Source organism: Hydrogenoanaerobacterium saccharovorans (genome assembly GCF_003814745.1).
GTDB classification, from domain to species: Bacteria; Bacillota; Clostridia; order Oscillospirales; family Ruminococcaceae; genus Hydrogenoanaerobacterium; species Hydrogenoanaerobacterium saccharovorans.
Map to the genome: position 1 here is coordinate 18,198 of NZ_RKRD01000003.1, position 19,942 is coordinate 38,139.

Here is a 19,942-nt window from a genome sequence, read left to right on the forward strand (position 1 = left end):
AACTTGACAAAGGCTGAGGTGATATCACCTCAGCCTTTGTGCTTATAAGGAAGAAAAAATGGGGGGAAAACAGTAATTTGCTTTGCTTATCTGTATGCTACACCATTCCGGAATCTAAAAAGTCAGGCTGATTGATTGGTTGTTTTTCTTTGTCTTCAATATTTGGTTTAACTTCAGGCTGAGGATTTAAAATTGCTTGTTTCGCTGCGGATAACGGGTCTACTTTTTTAAATGCAAATTCAGTTGCTTCACTGGAATTTGTTAAAACAAGAATACCGTCATTATTTTTTATCCCTCTGCCGTCCGGAGCTATTACTTTAAACCCGTTGGCAACAGAAACGATAGACCAAATGTCGCCCTGTGCCTTTTGTACAAGCTCGTTGCCCTGGGCTGCAAGCGCCTTGCCAGAGTTGAAATTTACAATTCTGCATTGGTTAACAGAATCGCCTTGCAAAGACCATACCTGATGTTTTTGAATGGTGATTGTGTCTTCGTTCACCAATGTTGTAGTTAAGGCATCCGCTTCATTATTGCCGGGCTTTAAGTACTTTCCGTTCCCTTTATTCAAAAATGCAACTTTATCGCCTACAACCACTTTTGTCCATTTTTGTGTATCGTCGTTCGTATCCGACGAGCAATGGCCTACATTCCCGTTAGAATCTAAAGTAAATACTTTTTGTGTGTACTTATCCCAAATTCCCGTCCATCTTAAAAAGCAGGTTTGAATAGATACATAGCTATTCCCCGCATCTGCAAGATGAAAATATCGGCTTGGCTCGTTAACGTTGATAGGCCCGCCCCATGTTGCTATTTTACCGTAATTGGTTGTAAACCGTTTGTCGTTGATATCAATATTTTTACCGGTTACTGTGTTGGTGTATCCATAGTATGTACCCGGTACAGGGTTACCGTACTGCAAATTATTGTTTGCTTTATTATCGATTGCTGCTTGATCCAGGTTGACAACCGTTTCCATCCACAATGCTTTGTTGGGGATGATGACATCCTGCATTTCAACACCAGCGCCCTCGTGTGTGGAGGCAGCGGCTACCGAAACAAACTTGCCGCTATCAATGATGGCGTAACTGTTATTGACGGCAAGCGGTTCTTCGGTAAAGAGGATAGTTGCAGTTTCGCCTTGCTGTAAGGTGAGAAGTATTTTTTTATCGTTTGTTTTTACCACGCGGTTTTGGGGGATGCCAGTGATATCTGCTTGTGTCCACGCAATACCGCATTTTAATGTGATTGTCTGCGCTTTATTCGATTTAACGGTAACAGATGCAGCCTTTCTTGCAGTGTTCCATTCGAGGTTTACCACTTCTGCCTGTGTTCTCGCCAGTATCCCTTTGACCGCGCCTTGTGCCCAGTCTGCGGGCAATGCAGGTAAAATTTCAATTTCTCCTGTTTGAGAAAATACCAGTGCTTCGTTGATGATGCTTGGTGTGGTAATGGCAGTATCGGTACAATATGCCGAACCGCCATCGGTATCGTGTGAGGTCATCAGCGATGGATAATAAATCTTGCCTGTAATGCCGGGGCTAAGGCAAGTGATTACCTGTTTGGCATCCTTTAATCTTGCGGCAACCAGTGCCTTATGCATCCAGCCGTGGCTTGCCTTATTGTCACCTGTATTGTATTTGTTCCTGTTTTCGATTGCTTTGATTGCACCTTGGCGAAGCTCCATATTATTTTGCCCTTCGTACCCCGGCCAAACGGGGTAAAGGTGGCTGACATGCCTGTGATTGTTATTTTCTGCAAACATATCGGAAGACCATTCGCGCAACGCGCCGGTTTCATCGTATTTATACGCGGGCATATTCTCTTTCAGTTCTTGCCACTGTGCAATAGCCGGGCTGTTTTCGCCGTTTACGGCACGCTCCATGGCAATTACCATGTCAAACCCGTCTCGTGCAGCGGCAATATCCATCGTCACATTGGCGGCAACGGGCGAACCTTTGGTACTGTTTTCAGGTGAATAGCCGGGCAGCAGCAGATATTTCTCGCCCGATGCCAGTTGGTTGTGGTTTTTATCCATTTTAGCATTTCTGGCGGCATCTTCATAAAAATTGGGGTTTACAAAGCCTTTCCAAAAATTAGCTTGCTTTGTCAGCAGGGGCAAAAGGATATCTGTTTCCAAATCCAAAAAGCCGTCATTGCCGATTCTGCTTACATCGTCATTTGATAAGTCAAGAACCGATTTTAACGATTGGTTGTTGAGGTCTAACCCTGCGGGGATGGGAATATTTTGGTTGCCGTAGCACTGCCAATACTCAAATATCGGCAGAAGGAGCCAGCTTGCGCCCGCATTCCACACATTAAACGGATAGCCCCTGTTAAAATGATAGATATAGCCGTTTTCTCCGTCTGTTCTGGGGGGTGCCATTAAGGCATTTTCAATTCCGTAAATCCGTTTTGCATTGTATTCCCAATCATCGGCAATACGGAGAATAAAATTGATATAACCTTCTGCGGCGTCTTTCATATGGCCTGTATTTACACCCGATATTTGTAGGTTAACGTTTGCGTCTGTGGTAAAATCGCCCTGCCACATGGGGTTCCATGCGCCTGTCCATATTCCGCCGAGGCGTGATGTACTGTACCCCGAAGAACAAATTTGGGCGTACCTGCCCGCAGAAAAAATTCTTTCAAGCAAAGCTTTGTTCAGCGAACTTTTATTAGCACGCTGTTTTGCCAACAGCTGTTCATTCGTCATTTCACGGTCGATGCTATCCCCGTTCAGGTCGAGCTTTACGCTTGTAAAAAGCGGAGTATGTTTGGCTGTATGTGCTTGCAACGCGCTGTCATAATCAAACACGTTGTTAACGCTATACTTGGTGTAAACGTTTTGTGTATCGGTTGACAACCTGTTTAGTAACGGGTAATCGGACATTGCCCTAAATGAGCCGAGCTCACCCATTTGAACGTCTCTGTCTGACTTTGTAATCAGAACAATTCTGGATGCTCCGGTTACTGCAACCTTAGCATTTTCGCCTACATTTTTAGAGTCGCTGTTTTCTGTGGTTACCTTTTTCTTTACACCATCGGTAAAAATGCTTGTAACACCGGCATAACCGCCTTTGTTCAGCTCAGCGGCATTGTTAAAGGTAGGGTAATGCGCTACCTGTGCAATGTAATCTGCGCTTTGCGGCACGATGATTTTATATTGCAAATTAGGGTAGCTGCCGCTTTCTTTTGCCATGCTTGATATGGCATCGATGCTGAGTGTCATATCAAACGTACTTTTTCCCGTAGGCGGGGTAATGTACGTGATAATTACATTGTCTTCTCGCGAAGCAAACGTTTTTCTAAGCCAGTCTCCGTTGCTATCGCTGTACTCTACGCCTATTTCGGCAGTGGCATAATCGGTCCATCGTTTGTAATTGGTAACCGAGCCGTTGGCGGGGATGTTCATTCTCAGCTGGTGCCCCGGATGGAACGAATAATCGTACTGAATCTGCCAAGACAGCCAGCCAAGGTTGTGCTCAATTTCATCTTCGGCTGTGGTGTATGCTTTCCAACCGCTCCCGTTCATAATTTCTTGCCTCATTTTATCCAGAGCGGGTGCCATTAAGGGGGTGTCTCTCAAATCGTTTTTGGACATGTTGAATTTTGTGTTTTGAAAAATCAGAATATCGTAGGTGGGGTTGCAGGAGGCTATTACGGCATTTTCGCCGTTGCCGGTGACCAATCCATCACGCCAGGAGCCATTGTTGTTTGTAGTGGAAATAAATTTTGTAATGGGTTCTTGCGAGGCTTTGTAAATGCGGATGTTCGGGGTTGCCGACTGTGCATAAGATTGCGATGTGGAACCAAATAGAAGTACAAGGGACAGGACAACCGACATAACTTTGTGTGCCTTTTTCAATTGACTCATTCTTTTTACCTCCCAACTTTTTAACAGCTACCAGTTACTGATCACTTTTTTGCGAATTACTTGCTTTAACAACAATACCATAATTTTACTTTTTGATGAATTGAAAACACAACGGACAATAGTAAAAAAACGCTGAAAATAGTTATTTACAGTAAACCTTCTTTGTGTAATAAACCGCTTTAGATTTTTTGTAAGATTATGGATTGAAAATATAGATCATTGGTATTGATTCGTTGGGGAATAAGCTGTTAAGGCATTTTCCTTAACAGCCTGATTATGTTATGCAAAATCAAATGTTATTTCTGCAAGCTGTTTATCCCACGGGAACAGCCCTCCGCCCGAAAACTCTACTTTTACATACTTGCAATTTTTAAGGTTGGTTGCAGGCATGCCGTATATCCTGTTCCAATACCCGCCGGTATCCATCCTGTCGGTGTATTTCATTTCGATTGCGTCCCACTGTGTACCGTCGGATGAACTGTAAAAGTTCATATTATCGGAGTGTGAGCGAAAGTAATACAGCTTTGCCCTAAAGTTTGCAATGCTTTTGCCTTGTTCCGCTGCATAAGTGATGTATTCCGTGGTAGCGGTTGTTCTGCGTGCTCTGGAAGTATCGTTTTCAAAACACTCCGATTTGTCGCCGTCCAGCATCCAGTTTTCGGAATGGGCATAAACTTTCGACCAATCGTTCAAAGTATCGTAGGGGGCATCTGGCTCTTTCTGTTTACACAAAAACTTGATTTTTGCAAGGTGTTTATCCCATTCTTTACCGCCTAAATCAAACTCAATTTTAAAATAATTGGTGTTTTGCGGTAATTCACTCTCCGGCATTGCCTTAAATTTCTCCCATCCACCGCCGGTGGTTAAGAATTTTGAAGTTTTATAAGGTAGTTCTTCCCACTCGGCTCCGTCCGGCGAAGTGTAGAATTTTAGCCCCTGCAAACCAAGATGAAAATAGAGTTCAGCCTCAAAATCTGCAATGTTATCGTATTTGTACACAATCTCTTGCTTGGATAGGCTGGTTCTTCTTGCCCTGGAAGGGTCTTCGTCAAATGCGCCGTACGGGTTATTTCCTTCCAGCATCCAACTGGATGAAGAAGAATACACTTTTGACCAGTCATCCAATTCATCTGTGACAGTCCACTGCTTTTCTTCTGTTGGATCAGAGCCTTCGGTACCCGTAAAGGTGGTTACGCTGTAGGCGCCAAGCGATACAGTGAACTTGCCGTTTTGCAGGGGGATAGCTTCATACTCCTCCAGATTCACTTTTTCATTGGTTACATTCGGCGTCAATTCCGCCGCCGTAAACCCCTCGGGGACAATATGAACGAGTTCGTTGCTGTCGGTATCGTTTATAGCTACAATCGAAAAATCACCGGTATCAGGGTTTTTATAGGCAGAAACATAAATGCCTTTTTGCGGGTTGGCAGTTGCCCCTATCCTTACATATCCGGGCTTTACAAATTTACTGAAATTCCCCATTGTGTAAAGCCTTTTTGCGGGTACATAGGTACCGTCGTTGTATAGCCTGATAAGACTTTCGTTATTGGTTTTGTAACTTGCCCCAAGCCAATACATAAATGCATGGATCTCTGCATCCGTCATAAAAGAGTGGATTCTTTTTGCCCAGCCAACCCCGTCTTTAATGTGATTTTTGTAGATAGAAGTATTGGAAACCTCAGTTTCCCACACATGCTTGCCTTTGCTTTGAGACACCATAAACGGCACGATCGAACCGTTGTACTGGTGCCCGCCCACGATATCAATCCTCTCGCAAGCTTGCGGGTCGTTCAAGGCATTTAATACCATTTCTTCACTCCACCAGCCTTTTTCGCCCACAATTACCTTTGCCGGTACATTTTGGGCAGCAAATTCTGGCGCAAGGTTGTTTTTTAAAAATGTTGTAATCATCTCAGGCTTCCATAAACACGATTGCCACGTTGCGGCATATTCCGGCTCGTTCGCAATAGAAACCGCATAAATGTCAATATCGTGGATTGCTTTATATTGATTTACATACTGTGCAAGATACGCTGCAAATTTTTGATAGCAATCGCTTTTCAAATAACCCCCGTTTGTGATTTTTCCTGTCGTTTTCATCCATGCAGGGGGGCTCCATACCGTGCTGAATATTTTATCAATGCCTCTTGATTTTGCTTCGTTTATTACCCAAAGTTCCGATTCCGCACCGGTAAAATCCCAAACTCCGTCCTGCGGTTCAATGGTGGGCATATTCAGCCCGCTGCCCACTTCGCACCTGAGGATGGAAAGGCCGATACCGCCGTCTTCAGAGAAAAGCAAATCCATTACTTCGTCGCGTTTTGCAAAGTTATAGATTTGGTCTGCATACACATCACAAGCCTGCGCTGCACCAAACCCGTCAATCACTTGTTTTTCATCATTCCAATCAATTTTTACACTGCTTGAGGCATAAGCTGTAAGCGATAAGTTTGCCATGAGTACAGACATTGTGGTTGAAAGCGCAAGAATACCCGAAATTGTCTTTACCATTTTACCGTGAGCCATAATATACCTCCTTGTAATTTTATCTATTATTCTTTAACGGCACCTTGTGTAATACCGTTAATAATAGCCTTTTGGAAAATAATGAATACAACCAAGGTTGGAATCATAACCAAAATAATCGCGGAGGAAAGCTTACCCCAATCCATGTTTCTTTGTCCGGCAAACATCATAAGCGATGTGGAAAGTGTTTTTAATTTGTTTGACGGCATATACAGGTAGGGGATATACATATCGTTGATGACTTCGACGAATTTGATAATGCCGAGCGTTGCAGAGGCGGGCAGCAAAAGCGGAAAAACAACTCTCGTAAATATCTGGAAGAAAGATGCACCTTCAATCATTGCTGCTTCTTCTAGTGAATAGGGTATTTTTTCAATGTACTGCGCGTAAATGTATATTTGCATCATGTCGGTGCCTATATAAATGATGAGCGGGGCATAAAGCGTATTATAAAGCCCCAACCCTTTAATAATGTTAAACCTTGCGATTTCGGTTGTGTAAAACGGCAATACCATGGCGAACAAAAACATTGCCATAATAAGTTTTTTGGCTTTAAAATCGTGCCGGATGATAACATAAGAAGTCATAGTGCCAAGTATTATATTTAAAACAACTGCTGTGAGAGAAAGTATCATAGAGTTTTTAAAAGCAGTTGCCATTTTTGCCTGTTTAAAAGCCTTGTAAAAGTTCTCTAAATAAAATGTTTTCGGCAAACTCAATGGGTTCCCCTGCGATATTTCCAGCGGTGTTTTGAAAGCCGCGAAAACAAGAGTGATTAAAGGCATAATCACTGCAAAAGCAATTAACAGCAGCAAAAGATACATGACAAGTTTTGATGCAAATTTTCTTGCTTTATTTTGTTTTACCATTTTAGAAAGCTCTACGTGTTTTTGTACTTCAACCATACTTACAGCGTTCATCACCTTACCCCCTTAACTTGGTTAATCTGTCTTGCGTAAGCGACACGATGCAGATTAACAGCATAAGCACAACTGCCATTGCAGACGCCATGCCATACTGGTCGAACTTAAATGCTGTGTCGATGGTATAAGTTGTAAAGGTTGAAGATGCAAAACCCGGCCCCCCATTTGTGATTAAGAAAGGAATATCGAAAACCTGCAATGCACCCCGCACATTTAAGAAAAGAACCATTTGAACGACACGCTTAATACCGGGGATGGTAATGCTTTTGAGTTTTTGAATGGAGTTTGCACCGTCGATATCCGCGGCCTCGTAATACTCGGGCGGGATGGATATAATACCGGATATAAATAAGATGACATGGAGACCACTAAACCGCCAAAGAGATACACTTACCAGCGAATAGTTGACGATGTTCGGGTCGCCCAACCAGTTGAGCGCGAAAAAGCCTAGCCCCAAATGCTCCAACAAGCTGTTTACTGGCCCGCCGACAGGGCTATATAAAAACGAAAACATATAGGCAACGGCAACACCGTTGATGATATACGGCATAAAGGTGATCGATTTAAAAAACTTAAAGCCGCGGTACCCTTTGCATAGAATTGCTGCAAGGATAATTTCAACCGGAATCATAATCAGGTGGATGAAAAAATATAAAAAGTTATTTTTAAGTGCAATCCATACTTCGGGGGATTTGAAAAATACATTCCAGTAATTCTTTAGCCCTATGTATTGAAACGTTTTGCCGATTCCATCCCAGTCGGTTATGCTGAGCTGCAACAGCTTAAAGGTTGGGTAAATAAGAAACATCAGCAATAATGTGACCGGAATAAAAAGAAATGTAAAAATCAATAATTTCTTTTGAGTTTTATAACTTGTTGTCATAAAATCCCCTTCTTTCTAAGAGAGGGAATTGTTTTTCAACAATTCCCTCATCTGCGTAAATAGCTACAGTTATTAGCTGCCAATGCCTGCTTTTCGGGTATAATACCGAAAAAGCTATAAGCTGGCTCTTGCTTCTTTCCATTTGGTGTTATATTCTTTCAAAATATCGGCAAAGTTTTCGCCCGCAAGCATCCGCTGCCCAATTGTTTTGGCATCGAACTTGGTTTGGTTTACCAGCTTGCTGTAATCTTCGTTGCCGGGGTAGTACATAAACTCTTCCGAATCTGAATTTTCGCGGTATTCTTTAAACAGCGGGTTGTCGTTTTCAACCCCTGTTACCGTTGAATTGTTCATGGTAGTTTTAAGATACTCGGAATAGATTTCGTCCTCAAAGCTCCAATTGACAAATGCTTTTGCAGCATCGATGTTTTTGGAATCTTTGTTGATGGTGAGGAAGTTATCTGCCATTGTCATAACACGGTTTTTCTCGCCTTTGCTAACTACAGGCAGCGAGAAGAATCCGATATCATCCATGCTCTTTACGCGTTCGAGGTAATTGGGAAGGTACCATTGTCCAAGAACAATCATGGCTGCCTTATTGGCTTCAAACAGCTGCTGTGCCTGGTCACATCCAATACCGAGAGGGTCTTGCCCCATTACATTGGCTCTGTAAAGGTCGTTTATCTTAGCATAAGCATCGTAGAACCCTCCGCCTTTAGAGAATGGTTCGTCTTGCGCTGCAATATTCGAAAGAATTTTTTCATCATTTGAGATGAGGTGAGGCATAAACTCGTTAAACGGGTAAACGGGCCAAACGTCTTTTCCGCCCATTGCGATTGCGGTATACTTTCCGCTGCTTTCAATTGTTTTTGCGGTTGTTATAAAATCTTCCCATGTCTTTGGAATTTCAAGATTCAGCTCTTTAAAGATAGATTTTTTATAATACACAAACTCGCTGAAGCTTCGCAGCGGCAAGCCGTATATTTTGCCTTCTTGCTCAAATTTAAGTGCAAATGCATTTTTCTTAACAACTTCTTCGTTTTTATCCCACTCCATCAAGTAGGTTTTAAAGTCGTTGATAAAATCCGGCTTCAGCTGAATAATATCCGGCAGCTCGTTGCCCGCCTGACGGATTTTAAGATTTTTCATCATCTCATCGGTACCGCCAAAGCACTCAATATCAACCGTAATGTTGGGGTTTTTCGCGGTAAAATCCTCCGCTTTCGAATCCCAGTAAGCATAATCCTGCGGGTCTGCCAATGCGTATGTAATGGTGATTTTCTCTGCCTTTTCGGTTACTGGCTTAGACGATGGTTCGGTTTCTGCGGGTGTGGATTGCTCTGGAGTTGTTTTTGCACCGGAACAACCTGTAAGTGTTGAAAGAATCAAAACCACTGCCATAAATAGTGCCGACCAATTTTTAATTTTGCTGTGTAACATTTCATTGCCTCCTCAAAATTTATCTACAACACACTACCTTAAATTCATTGTACACAAACACCTTTGAATGCAGAATGATTTATCTTGCACATTTATGATGGTTCTTACACTGCAGAAAAAATAAAACGGTATGCACCGCTTTATTTTTAAACCTTATGCAATTATAGAGGTACTTCTGTAGTTCGAGGGGCTTTTGCCGGTGTGCTTTTTAAAGATACGGCTGAAATGTTCTTGGCTTTCATATCCCACTTGCTCGGCTATTTCGCTAATGGGCAAATTGCTGTTGCACATAAGTTCTTTTGCCTTTTGTATGCGCAGTTTCGTAACAAAGCCGATAAAGCTTTCGTTGTTATTGGCGGTAAATATTCGGCTCAAGTAAGTTTCGCTTACATCGCAGTAATCGCTTACCACTTTTAGGTTGATATTTTCGGTATAATGCTGTTTTATATAGGCAACCGCCATTTGCAGTTTATAATTTTTATTTGCATTGCGGTTTTTTATTTCTTCGTGGATATAGCGCATTGTGTTGCAAAACCAATTGTTCATGTCATCAATCGTTTCTAAACGGGTAATTTTTTCATAAAAGTTGATGTGCTCGTGAAAGATTTCATTAATTTTTATTCCTCTTGCGCTAAGGCTGCCCACAGCAATATACAGCACCTCGCTGTAAAACGAATAAGCATCGTTAATATCAACAATGCAAAGGGCTTTTACCGAATTACAAAATTTGTTGAGAATATCATCTACTTGCTCTGAGTTTCCACAATCTAAAAAGTGAATCAGCTCATGCAAGAGGTCTTCATTAAAATGGATTTTTTTGGGTGCCACCGCACGGACATCCCGCTGAGTAATAATCTTCCCCGTGCCGTACACCATCCGAAGTTCGGATGCAGAGATTGCCTGCTCGTAAAGCTTGGTAATCGATTCGAACCCATCCATCATATCGCTGACACCACAGGTAATAGAGAGGTTGAAAAACTCTTTAAAACTGTAAGAGATACTGGTGAGAACCGTATGTATTTTTTGTTGAATTGCAGAGATACTGTTGTCTTTCTCAAAGCTCATGAGGTAGACGAACAGCCGGTTTGAGAGGCCGATGACTTCGCCAAGTTTAAACTCGCGCATTTTTTGCTCGAGCATATTGAATACCGAGGTTTTTAAATTGGTAAGTATCACATCATCGTATTTGGATTGCATCAACTTATAGTTATCAATAATGATACGGACGACCACCAAATTTTTTGGTGATAAATTAATATCCAGTTCTTGCATCTGATGCTCTAATGGTTCGATTTTTTCTCCACATAAAATTTTTTCTAAAATCTTTGCTTTTTTTACTTTAGCAGAAATACTTTTTTGGTCATCGGTAATTTGTTTTCCGCGTTGTTCATCGATGCAGCGTTTTAAAAGCTGTAAGATTCCATCACCGGTCATTTCATTTTTCAAGATGTAATCTACAGCCCCTAATTTAAAAGCTTCGCGCACAAAAATATAATCGTTATAGGCGCTTAATACCAGGATGGGAATGTTGGGGTTTTTGGATTTTACCGCTTTAATAAACTCGATACCGGACAGTTTAGGCATATTGATATCGGTTAGTATAATATCAAACCGGCTGCATTCCAGTAAATCCAATGCATCTTTTCCGTCACCGGCTTCAGCGGATATTTCATACCCGTAATTCTCCCAATTCAGTAACGACTTGATTTTTAACCTGACGAGCGGTTCATCGTCAACAAGAAGAATCCGATACATAGCTTCCTCCCTATTTTTTTCTGTTTATAAGTCACTGTAAATCATATCTTTGGTGAGTTTAGGCAGCTTTAATTGCACAATGGTACCCTTGGGCTCTCGCCTTAACATATTGAGCCCATATTTTTTGCCGTAGTAAAGCTGAATTCTTTTATTCACATTGTAAATACCCAGTTTATTAAACCCGCTTTTATTTTCATGTTCAGTCGCCATTAATTCATCTATCTGCTGTTGTGTTAACCCCACACCGTCGTCTTCCACCGTTACAAGCAGGTCGCCGTCTTTACAACTTGCGTGTATGTCAATGTGCAGCTGGACAAATACATCTTCAAAGCCGTGGATAATGGAGTTTTCTAAGATGGGCTGTACAATCATTTTAAGAATATAGGTATTACGAACATCATCGTCGATAAAATACTGCACATGAAAACGACCGGAGTATTTTATCCCCATAATATATTCGTAATTGCGCAGCAACTCAAAAGATTCTTCGACGGTATTGTAGGCACCTTGCTTTTCTAAAGTATTCATCAAAAGCTTTGTAAGAGATTCGGTCATATGCTTTACGTTTTCAACACCATAGGTTGCTGCCATTGTGGTGATTGTATTGAGAGTATTAAAGAGGAAATGAGGGTTGATTTGATACTGCAAGCTTTTAATTTCAAGCTGTGTTTTTTCTTGCTCTTTGCGTTCCACTTTTTCAATCAGCTCTTTAATTTTATCAACCATATTGTAAAAAGATAGATTCAGCTGCCCAATTTCATTTTTATTATTAATTGGTGCGCGAATTTGAAAGTCACCCGTTTCAACCTTTTTCATTTGGTTCATCAACATATGAATGGGGTGTATGACTGTACTGAAGGTAGAGCCAAAAAACACGCAGAAAAATAAAATAGAAATTGTTACAAATATAATGGAAACGTACGTTGTTGTGATATGAATATCTCTGGTTAAGGTTTTATACGGTACCGAGCCGATGACCCGCCAATTAAGGTTGGGTACGGTATAATAGGTAAGTAGCAAATCTTTATTATTGTGCCGGTAACGCTGATACCCATAGGCGTTTGTACTGCCATCGGGCAGGCTTAAAATTTGTGATGCATTTGTGGCACTTTGTAAAATGGATGAACCGTCATAACTCACAATGTCTATGGTCCAATCGTCGGAAAGATTGAGCTGAGAATATATTTTTTCAAACGTATTGGGGCGAAATGCAAAATATACAAGCTCTACATTATTGGGTTTTTTGTCATCGGGTACAGCTGCGAAAGAAACTGCTTTGCTGGTTTTTGATACAGAAAACAAAAAATTATCGGTACAGTCCAGTGTAAAAACCTTGTTTTTAATTTTTTGCTGTAAAATTCCTTCGTACCAATCCATTGCTCGAATTTCTTCCGATTTAATGCGGGGAGGATTTTTATAATAAAAATAACCGCCATTTTTATAAACAAATACAATGCCGATGAGGTCGGTTGTGTAATTAAAGTAGTTTTCTAATTTCAGTTCAATTTGTTTTTGGGTGTTGAGGCGCAACTGGGGGTTATCCATACTATTTAAATTACTGACATCCGAGATAACGTCAACATCGTTAATAATACTTGCGGCGGTGTGTATAAATGATTTGGTGGTATTGTTGATGTTATGTGAAATCTGTTCGGTAATTTGCAGGTTTTTGCCAATGTTATTTTCGATTAATATTGATTCAAAACGTTGGATAAGCATGTAACCGCAGATGATGACAGGTATTAGAATGAAAGTACAAAAAATCAGCAAAAACTTTGCAGAAATGCTATTTGCAAACTTCGTCAATACTCTTACCCCAATCCTCAAAATATTTTAAATATTCAATCACACAATCATAATATCAAGTGTTCAATGTACCCTTTCGGCTCAAAATCGAACGGAGTTTTGTCTTTATCATCACTATACCATTCTTCAAGTTGCGAGTAAATATCATTTATTCCAAGATTATACAGCTGCATTTGATGCATTGTAACGAGAACAGGCTGTTTATCAGTAAAAATATCTTTTCAAATTCATTTATGATATAATAACCGCAGAGCACATATTATATTTTTTAGCTGGCAACAGAAGATTGCTGTTTTATGTACGGTTATCTATTGATTCTGATATGGGGTGCGAAATTTGCCTATCGGCAAAGCCCCACATTGCCGATGATATCATATTAGTACTAGAAAGAAAGGGTGGGATAGAAATGGACGCGGCGCAAAGACGACAGGAAATACTTGAATTTTTAAAACAAAACAATCAGCCTGTAAGTGCAAGCAAAATTGCAAGCCGATTTGGCGTTAGCCGCCAAATTATTGTTGGAGATATTGCCTTGCTACGCGCGTCTAATGCAGCAATATCGGCAACACCGCGCGGATATATTTTGGACGATAACGATGACATCACCAACCGGTGCACCCATACGATTGCCTGCAAACACAGCCGCGACAATCTCGCCGAAGAGTTGTATACCATTGTAGACAACGGCTGCGGACTGATTGACGTGATTGTGGAGCATGCCGTTTATGGGCAAATTTCGGGCCGGCTGCACATCTTTTCTCGTTACGATGCGGACAATTTTATGAAAAAGCTTGCGAAAGATCAAGCATCGCCGTTATGCGATTTAACAGGCGGTGTGCACTTGCACACTATTTCTTACCCGTCAGAAGAAGCGTACCGAAGAGTACTTTCTCAATTAAAAGAGAAAGAAATTTTGTTTATTAAGTAAACAGCCCTTGACATTTGTATGGTTTGCCTTTACAATAAAAGAAAACGTGTCAAGACACCTGTCAAGACATTGACTTAAATTGAAAGGACCATACGCCATGAAGAATAATACAAACCAACATACACAATTGCAAAGTATGGTAATTGCTGCGCTGCTCTGTGCAGTTGGTATCGTTATCCCAATGTTTGCACCCAGAATTGTACTTGAGCCGGCATCTTATACCCTTGCAAGCCATGTTCCTGTTTTTATTGCGCTGTTTATTTCACCGCCTGTTGCTTTGGCAGTGGCGGTTGGTACAACAATCGGCTTTTTATTTGCGGGGTTTCCGCTTGTAGTTGTAATCCGGGCATTGTCGCACGTGGTTTTCGCTTTGATAGGGGCTTTGCTTTTGAAAAAAAAGCCGAACACACTTACTACACTCGGCGGTACAGCAATGTTCAGCTTGCTTCTTTCGGTGCTTCATGCAGTCAGTGAGGTTTTCGTGGTAACGCTGTTCTATTTTGGCAACAGCATGACGGCGCAATATTATAACAAAGGCTATTTTGAAACTGTAATTATCCTGGTAGGGGTGGGCACTGTTGTGCACAGCCTGATTGATTTTGGAATTGCGGCTTTTGTTTGGAAGCCTCTTACCCGCGTGGTAAGAATCCCATACAATGCAAAGATTAAGTTACAGCAGAAAGCAGAAGTTTAATAAAATGAAATTAAAAAGCCAGACAGAAAATTTCTGTCTGGCTTTTATTGTTGCCGCGCTGCATTTTGTGTTTAGCGGTTTGCTTTTGTTAATTGCTTAAAATCTACTGTTTTGCAAAAGTGGAATTTGCCATAAGTTCTTTTGATTGCTCATCGGTTAACTCGTAGTGGTAAAACAGTTTGTAAAAGGTTTTTACCTCGTCTGCCATGTTGTATTTGAACTGCTCGGGGTAAAGCAAATTACCCAGCCATTTTACACCGATGATTCGATTCACCGCAGGCGGGCGTCCCATCCAATTGTATGGCCCGTTGGGGATTTCAAAATACTTCTTCTGCTGAACTGCGGTTAAATCCTGCCACAAAGCATCTTTTCCGATTGATTGATAGATACTGTTTGGGCCGAGAATAATTACATCCGGTGTCCAAAGCAAAAGCTGCTCCATGCTGATTTCGTTACCACCTGCTCCTGACGTTATGGGAATATCCGCAACATTGCTACCACCCACAAGTTCAATAACCTCTGCATGAAACGAGCCTTTGGGGTTGGTTTGCAAGCCGGTTTTGCCCTCGCCGTAATACACTTTTACGCGTTTTTCCTGCGGGATAGCTGCGGCGTATTTTTTTGCGTCTGTAATCGTATTATCGCAATAATCTGCCAGCTTTTTTGCATCTTCAGGCAGGTTCAGCAGTTCGCCCAGTGTTCGGTAAGCATCTCCCATAGTCTCTAGCTTCGCCTCAACAAACACCACGGGGATTCCGATTTGCTGCTGTAATGCATCTAAGCTTTCTTTCATGTTTGCCTTTACTTCACCCACATCTATCACTACTTGTGGGTTTGCCGCAATCAATGCCTCTACATTCAAGTCTGCATTTTTACCATAAAATGTGCCGAAAGTAGGTAAATTGATGTATTTGGCATCAAAATATTGTGCCATGGCATCGGTTGGTTTGCTCGTCCACCCAACCATACGGTCGGGTGCAAGCCCATAAAGCACTAACTGTGCCAAAGAGCCGGACGGGGCGAATTTTTGGATGTCGGCAGGGATTTCGACGTCACGTCCCAATGAATCTGTAAACAGTCGGGTATCCGATGCGGGGGACGAATCTGTTTGAGAAACAGAAGATATACTGCTATCGGGCGAAGTTGGTTGGGCGGGGGACAATGTAGGAGTGGGTTGGCCGCATCCTGCCAGTGATGCGCCAATCATACACAGAATAAGCAGCAGAGCAGCGAATCGCATTTGCAAATTCTTCATAAAGACACCTCGTTTGTATTTGTTTTATTTGCCAAGCTGACCATTTTACCGCAGGAGAACAAGGAACCGTTCAACCTCTGACGCACAAATTCAGAGCATTTTTGAGGGGAGGTTACCAGAAAGCTTTCGAGTGAATGAACACCAAAGTGGAATAAGCACGGTGCCAACGGAACGCTGGGACCCACCAAAACAACTTTAGCATTTTTTGAAAGCTCGAGTAAACGCGGCAAGGTTTTATTGATGATTGTAACGCCTGTAATAAAAACGTAATCTTGCTCATGCAGCAGGTATTCGCAAGCAGAGTCGGGAAAATCGCCCTCTTTGGGGTTTCGCTCCAAAACAGAAAGAGAACAGATTGGCTGAAAACGTGTCTCCAAAAAAGGGAAGTGCCCGATTACGGTTACTTTTTTATCCGTAATCTCCTCTTGATAGGTGACAAATGCATCTCGTTCCACTCGGTTTTTGCCATATGTAATGTTGAGTGAATCTGTATGGGGGGGCGTGTTATACCACGCATTGATAGCGGCAAGACCAAGGCTTGCCTCAGCAAAGTTCCAAGACTTGATGCATTCAGCCATCTTTTTGAGAGGTTCGCCGAAAAAGCTTGTGGGATGCATGGGCGGGCGAGATACTCCGTCGATTAACATGGCTACGCCTGTACCCTGGTTGGTTTGCACCTCAGACCAAAGCCGTCCGTTGCAATAATCCTGCACGGTGATATTCTCTGGAATTTCATTTATCAGTGCATCATAAAGTTCCCACATTGTCGGTTACCCCCTTAACGCGGTAATAATGCCCGCCATGGCAGCCTTTGCAGAAGATATGCCCATCTACCTGGATATGTCTGCCATCGATTACTTCTTCTCCGCAGATTTCGCAGGTGGCAGCCATAATCGGCTTACCGGGCATATCCTCAGGGCGGATGGGGATTTCAATTGGTTGTGCAATAAACAATTCTTCATCCGAAAGTGCCTCGTAAAACTCTACCAAATCTTCTCCATCTGCCGGATAAATGAGTTTTTCGCGATAGATACGCACTGCTTGTCCGTCTTGCAAATTGAGAAAAGATACAGCAGTCTTACCGTAATCCATCCATTTCAATCTTCTCCGCCCGATTTTACAGCCGGTCACCGTGCCAACGGCATCTGCAATGCAGCGGTCAGTCTCTACATAAACGATTAAGTCGCGAAAGGCAAGAGGGTCATCAATTCCAAGCAACCGCAGTCCCATTCGTGCCATCCTTACCCCCAGCACTTGCCCGGAACAGAGATGCCCATGATAATCGACTGCCCGTTTTAAATCTTCCCTAAAACTATTCATGTTGTTTCCTCCTGCTTATCAATAATAAAAATTCCATAACATTTTTGATTTGGCAGACAATATCTTCCATCGCCAAGCTGCTTTAAATGTTCTTTTGCATGTTCGGCAGCAGTTTCAACAGTGCAGCCGGGTGTGTAATGGCAGATAAAATCGATTGCATCTTGTTGTGTACTTAAAGGCTGACCGAATTCTAAATTTTGTTCAATCAAGCGGTAGGGGATACCTTGTTTTTCTAAAAAAGATATGAGTTTTGGAACATGATCTTTTTCATAATGTGACAAACCGGACGGAGATATATTGCTTTTGGCGTTGCTGCCGACAATGGAAATTAGACGCTTTTTGCATAAAGCCATATATTTAGTAAAATTATTGTTTTCGGTTAGCCTGCCGAAAGAACAAAGCACAACTACATCCCATATTGCCTGCGACGGTATCAGTTGAACATCTTCCCTCATCACCTCAATGTTTGAAGTACCGTTTTGGCTGATAGACGCCCGTAAAACGTTCAATGCATTGTCGTCAATGTCAATAGCGGTAACTTGTTTTGCAATTTTTGCAAGTTCCAACGAAAGATACCCCAACCCGCACCCAAGGTCACATGCCGTACAGTCACAATTTATGTATGGGGCGGCTACTTTTACAATTTGCTCGTGAAAACAGCCGTATTCGGCGGCTTCTTTGTACCAGCGTATGCTTTGTTCATTCCAGTAAAACATGTTGCTCCTCCAACTGTTCCAGCGGTATACATACACGCATCTTTTTTTGCCCCAAACTGATTTCTCTCAGCTGTACATTTACTCCATATACCTTATGCAAAAGCTCGTTGCTCATCACTTCATCGGGTGTACCAAAACGCAGCACCGTGCCGTCAAGCAACACAAGTACACGGTTTGCATACATTAGCGCTTGCTCGGGGTTATGGGTAGACAGAATAATGGTATAACCCTGTTGGGCAAGGCGGCATACTTCTTGCATAACGCGAAACTGGTTGCCGTAATCGAGGTTGGCTGTGGGTTCATCCATAACAAGTATTTTTGCTTGCTGCACTACCGCACGGGCAATTAGGGCAAGCTGGCGCTCTCCGCCGCTGATTTGTGCACAGCCGCGGTCGCGCAGGTGTGCAATACCAAACCGCTCCAGTGCCTGCATTACTGCATGTTCCTGCGCTTTGCCCGGTGAGGCAAGTGTACTTATTTGCGACGTTGTGCCCATAAGCACCATATGAAAAACAGTATAGTTAAAATACATAGAATAGTGCTGAGGAATGTACGCGATTTTTTTTGCGAGAACTGCCGCGGGCATAGAACCAATTTCCTGCCCGTTTACACTTATATCGCCTTTGTAACTATTTTGCAGCCCTAGCATACAGCGGAACAAGGTGCTTTTTCCAACGCCGTTGGGGCCAAGCACACAAACCAATTCGCCTGAATTTGCCGAGAAATTAACATCTCGCAGTACCTTACGTTCTCCATAAGCAAAGCAAAGATTTTTAATTTTGATGCTCACAGCTTTTTTCCCTCCCTCAGTATCAAATACAAGAAAAACGGTGCTCCCACAAATGAAGTAAGGATACCGAGAGGTATTTCCGATGTGCTCAGCATGCGCGAAAAATTATCCACCACAATGAGAAAACTTGCACCCAAGAGCATAGAGGCAGGCAAAGAGCGGCGGTAATCGCAACCAACAAGCATGCGCGAAAAATGCGGGATTACCAGGCCGACCCAACCAATCATACCGCTGATGGAGACACATGCCGAAGTAATTAATGTTGAGGATACGATGACGATATATCTTAAGGCACGTGTGTTAATACCGATGGTGCGCGCTTCTTCTTCACCCAGTGTAAGTACGTTCATACGCCAGCGCAGTAAAATGAGAGGTACAAGCCCAATTGCAATAGGGATGGATGCAAACAGCAGATCGTTTTTGCGTATGGATGCAAGCCCTCCCATCAGCCAATAAGTAATAGCGGGCAGCACATTGGTAGGGTCGGCCATCAGTTTGATGAATGAAGTGCCGGATGAAAACAGCGAGCTTACCATAATGCCTGCAAGCACCAGCCCCATGATAGGATGATTGCGTACATTTTGGCTGATGAAACATACAACTGCCACCGCCGCAATTCCGCCTATAAAAGAAATGATGGATACACCGACATAGCCGAGTGAAAGGAAAAGTGCAACAGCTGCGCCAAAACCTGCACCCGCAGATGCCCCAAGCACGTCGGGCGACACCATAGGGTTTTGAAACAAACCTTGATAACAGATGCCCGCGGCAGAAAGAGCTGAGCCAATCAGCGCAGCAGCTAGAACACGCGGCAGCCGTACCTGCAATATGACGGTTTCTGCCTGAGGTGCCCAAGTTACGGGAATATTTACAACACGTGACAGCAGTACTTTAATAAGTTCGGTTAAAGTAACGGGATATCTTCCCAACAAAAAAGCACTGCAAAAGCAAAGTAAAAAGATAACTGTAAACAAAGGTAATAGGCTAATTTTCTTCTGCTTAAACTGCACCATGATGCCTCCTGAATTACTC

At 42.4% G+C, this 19,942-nt stretch carries 15 protein-coding genes; 2 read left to right on the forward strand and 13 right to left on the reverse strand.

Annotated elements, in window-relative coordinates; genetic code table 11:
• Positions 1 to 97: 97 nt before the first annotated feature.
• From EDD70_RS12305 to EDD70_RS12335, 7 genes are all read right to left on the reverse strand, one after another.
• Complete coding sequence (locus tag EDD70_RS12305) at positions 98 to 3,874, reverse strand: glycosyl hydrolase family 95 catalytic domain-containing protein (protein ID WP_092755802.1); 3,777 nt, start codon at positions 3,872 to 3,874, stop codon at positions 98 to 100.
• A 279-nt stretch (positions 3,875 to 4,153) separates the two neighbouring features.
• Entirely contained in the window at positions 4,154 to 6,400 is a 2,247-nt protein-coding gene (locus EDD70_RS12310; RefSeq protein WP_092755804.1) for a glycoside hydrolase family 30 protein, read from the reverse strand.
• Positions 6,401 to 6,426: 26 nt separating this feature from the next.
• Entirely contained in the window at positions 6,427 to 7,320 is an 894-nt protein-coding gene (locus tag EDD70_RS12315) for a carbohydrate ABC transporter permease (protein ID WP_205408619.1), read from the reverse strand.
• 4 nt (positions 7,321 to 7,324) lie between these two features.
• A complete protein-coding gene (locus EDD70_RS12320) occupies positions 7,325 to 8,206 on the reverse strand; it encodes a carbohydrate ABC transporter permease (RefSeq protein WP_092755806.1) in 882 nt (293 codons plus the stop codon).
• Positions 8,207 to 8,320: 114 nt separating this feature from the next.
• Positions 8,321 to 9,646 (reverse strand): ABC transporter substrate-binding protein, encoded by a 1,326-nt coding sequence (locus EDD70_RS12325; protein ID WP_092755808.1) that lies wholly within the window; start codon positions 9,644 to 9,646, stop codon positions 8,321 to 8,323.
• A gap of 153 nt (positions 9,647 to 9,799) precedes the next feature.
• Entirely contained in the window at positions 9,800 to 11,401 is a 1,602-nt protein-coding gene (locus EDD70_RS12330; RefSeq protein WP_092755810.1) for a response regulator, read from the reverse strand.
• 24 nt (positions 11,402 to 11,425) lie between these two features.
• The gene (locus EDD70_RS12335; protein WP_092755812.1) at positions 11,426 to 13,207 is read right to left on the reverse strand and encodes a cache domain-containing sensor histidine kinase; all 1,782 of its coding nucleotides are present in this window, start codon (positions 13,205 to 13,207) and stop codon (positions 11,426 to 11,428) included.
• Positions 13,208 to 13,613: 406 nt separating this feature from the next.
• Between EDD70_RS12335 and EDD70_RS12340 the strand changes: the two genes are divergently transcribed.
• Together EDD70_RS12340 and EDD70_RS12345 are read left to right on the forward strand one after the other, a co-directional pair.
• Complete coding sequence (locus EDD70_RS12340) at positions 13,614 to 14,135, forward strand: transcription repressor NadR (RefSeq protein WP_092756271.1); 522 nt, start codon at positions 13,614 to 13,616, stop codon at positions 14,133 to 14,135.
• Positions 14,136 to 14,232: 97 nt separating this feature from the next.
• A complete protein-coding gene (locus tag EDD70_RS12345; RefSeq protein WP_092755814.1) occupies positions 14,233 to 14,829 on the forward strand; it encodes a hypothetical protein in 597 nt (198 codons plus the stop codon).
• A gap of 103 nt (positions 14,830 to 14,932) precedes the next feature.
• Here EDD70_RS12345 and EDD70_RS12350 read toward each other — a convergent pair whose 3' ends face one another.
• From EDD70_RS12350 to EDD70_RS12375, 6 genes are read right to left on the reverse strand one after another with little or no spacing between them, the layout of a single operon-like run.
• Positions 14,933 to 16,084 (reverse strand): ABC transporter substrate-binding protein, encoded by a 1,152-nt coding sequence (locus EDD70_RS12350; RefSeq protein ID WP_092755816.1) that lies wholly within the window; start codon positions 16,082 to 16,084, stop codon positions 14,933 to 14,935.
• Entirely contained in the window at positions 16,081 to 16,848 is a 768-nt protein-coding gene (locus EDD70_RS12355) for a DUF364 domain-containing protein (protein ID WP_092755818.1), read from the reverse strand. Before EDD70_RS12355 ends, EDD70_RS12350 begins: the two co-directional genes overlap by 4 nt.
• Entirely contained in the window at positions 16,832 to 17,404 is a 573-nt protein-coding gene (locus tag EDD70_RS12360; RefSeq protein ID WP_092755820.1) for an FmdE family protein, read from the reverse strand. The genes EDD70_RS12355 and EDD70_RS12360 overlap by 17 nt, the downstream gene beginning before the upstream one ends.
• Entirely contained in the window at positions 17,401 to 18,120 is a 720-nt protein-coding gene (locus EDD70_RS12365) for a class I SAM-dependent methyltransferase (RefSeq protein WP_092755822.1), read from the reverse strand. Before EDD70_RS12365 ends, EDD70_RS12360 begins: the two co-directional genes overlap by 4 nt.
• Positions 18,104 to 18,910: an ABC transporter ATP-binding protein gene (locus EDD70_RS12370; protein ID WP_092755824.1), complete on the reverse strand. Its 807-nt coding sequence runs from the start codon at positions 18,908 to 18,910 to the stop codon at positions 18,104 to 18,106. Before EDD70_RS12370 ends, EDD70_RS12365 begins: the two co-directional genes overlap by 17 nt.
• Positions 18,907 to 19,923, reverse strand: a complete 1,017-nt coding sequence (locus tag EDD70_RS12375) for a FecCD family ABC transporter permease (protein ID WP_092755826.1) — start codon at positions 19,921 to 19,923, stop codon at positions 18,907 to 18,909. Before EDD70_RS12375 ends, EDD70_RS12370 begins: the two co-directional genes overlap by 4 nt.
• Positions 19,924 to 19,942: the final 19 nt, after the last annotated feature.